Raw genomic sequence first — 1,146 nt, 5'->3', positions numbered from 1 at the left:
TTTGGCGGCGTTGGTGAATCAGGTATGGGCTCCTACCACGGCGAGCAAGGCTTCCTGACCTTCTCTCATGCAAAATCAGTATTCTGCAAGAATCATTTCAACAGTACCAAGTTTGCCTACCCTCCTTTTGGTACCTTGATTCATAAGGCCTTATTCTCTATTTTCTTACGATAAGCTAGCTCCTTATAGAGATAACCCTTCAAATGCGCTGTCTATCTTGCCAGCGCAGACTTCTTGTTTACAACAAGCTGACTAGCAACCCACCCGAAATTTGGTTACTATTCCGCCCCTTCTTTAGTTCTTGGTTGTCTATACTTCCAATACTGTAAAATTGACTTAGGCACTGCAATCGTATTCCGCAGCTTCAGGAGTAAGACCCCCTATGAATACTGTCGTTTATCCTGGCACTTTTGACCCAATTACTAACGGCCATACCAATCTTGTAGAGCGTGCTGCAAAGCTTTTTGATCGCATTATTATTGCTGTCGCAGCCAGCCCAAAAAAGAACCCTATGTTTCCACTTGAAAAACGGGTTGAACTGGCAAAGGACGTTTTGGCTCATCTCGATAATGTAGAAGTCATTGGCTTTGACTGCTTATTGGCCGAGTTTGTAAAAGAGCACAAGGTCAACGTTATTCTACGCGGTTTACGTGCTGTTTCAGACTTTGAATTCGAATTTCAACTAGCGGATANGAATCGGCGCTTGATTCCTGAAGCAGAAAGCTTGTTTCTTACTCCTGACAACCACCTCTCTTATATCTCTTCCACTTTAATTAGNGAAATTGCCTCTTTGGGCGGTGATGTTTCAGAGTTTGTAGCGCCAGCCGTCATTAAGGCCTTAGAAGAGCGATAGCAGGATAGTATTTTGACCTTTAACCCCACTTTTATCAGATCATAGCAGAGGTATTTTTCATGGCATTAATGATCACAGATGACTGTATAAATTGCGACGTGTGCGAGCCTGAGTGTCCCAATGAAGCCATCGCACCCGGTGAAGATATATATATTATTGACCCGAGCAAGTGCACCGAGTGTGTCGGCCATTACGACGAACCACAATGTGTCGAAGTATGCCCTGTAGACTGCATTCCCAAAGACCCTGATCACAAGGAAAGTGAAGCAGAATTAATGGATAAGTACGAAAAG

2 protein-coding genes are annotated in these 1,146 nt (G+C 43.8%); both read left to right on the top strand.

What is annotated here, in order from left to right; all coding sequences use genetic code 11:
* Positions 1–382 precede the first annotated feature (382 nt).
* Positions 383–853 (top strand): pantetheine-phosphate adenylyltransferase, encoded by a 471-nt coding sequence (gene coaD / locus A3766_RS15560; protein ID WP_068642471.1) that lies wholly within the window; start codon positions 383–385, stop codon positions 851–853.
* Positions 854–912: 59 nt separating this feature from the next.
* The coding region (locus A3766_RS15555) for a YfhL family 4Fe-4S dicluster ferredoxin (RefSeq protein WP_068642469.1) at positions 913–1,146 on the top strand (234 nt) is incomplete at its 3' end.

This window comes from Oleiphilus sp. HI0132 (genome assembly GCF_001635845.1).
This window is presented reverse-complemented; position numbering and strand designations above follow the sequence as displayed.